The organism is Bacillus sp. JJ1503 (assembly GCF_036965125.1).
Classification (GTDB): Bacteria; Bacillota; Bacilli; order Bacillales; family Cytobacillaceae; genus Cytobacillus.
Genome location: NZ_JBALOZ010000521.1, coordinates 1 through 988, shown reverse-complemented (window position 1 = coordinate 988; position 988 = coordinate 1). Strand labels below are relative to the sequence as shown.

The window sequence follows — 988 nt, the reverse complement described above, 5'->3', positions numbered from 1 at the left end:
TCTCAATCAATAGAAGGTGTGGGAAGTTACTTTGCATATATTAAATTGTCTGAAGTACAGCAAAAACAAGGAAATTTACTTAAGGCACTAGACTCATCTTTTTCTGCTCTGGAGATAAATAAAAATTTCCCTCCTGCCCTCTCTCAGTATTTTTTTATATTAAAATCAGCGGGAATAAATGAAAACGATATAAATGAAAATTTGAAAAAGTCATATCCTATCTTTGATGTGAAAGGATTGGAAATCCTAGTTGGTGTTCTTTATGCTCATAGAAATAAGCTACTTCAATATTATATAGATGAGTATAATATTGAAGTAAATAATTCAGTTTTAGCAATTTCCGCTCTTTATAATAAAAAATACGAAGAAGCTAGTTTGATATGGGAAAAAGAGAATATTTTAGATAATAATATTTTTAGTGATGTTTTTACTTTACTAATGGTTCAAGAAAATGAAGAGTTATTGAGAAAGTTATTGCAGAGTATGAATCTCAATAAAAAAGAAAAGGTAGAATTGACTTCAATAGTAAATAAAAGTGATAATAAACTGATTTCTTTTTCAGAAACCATTTATGACATGATAAAAAACGCATGTATAAATTTATTAAGAGTAGATGAAGAGTCTGTATTTTTGGAAACATATAGAAAGCTAAACTTAAATGTACAACAAAAAGAGCAATTAATAAGTTCTTTAATAAATAATGGCTACTTAAAGATAGCCATTGATCTATTAACTGATGAATTGAATACAAACAGTAAAAATTATGAACTTATAGGTTTACTAGCAGATGGGTATTCAAGACAAAATAGATTTAAAGAAGCACTAGACTTGTATACCCAATTAATTGAAAAAGTGGGTAGTTACTCTTCATATAATAGATTGTATAATTTATATCAAAAAATTAACTATAGTGATGGATTACCTTTAATAGAGACACAAATGAAGATTATTTTAGAAAACGAATAAGATGTTTTTTATAAATAAGCAC

At 26.5% G+C, this 988-nt stretch carries 1 protein-coding gene; it reads left to right on the top strand.

Annotated elements, in window-relative coordinates; genetic code table 11:
• The coding region (locus tag V7149_RS26195; RefSeq protein WP_335348479.1) for a hypothetical protein at positions 1–966 on the top strand (966 nt) is incomplete at its 5' end.
• Positions 967–988 lie beyond the last annotated feature (22 nt).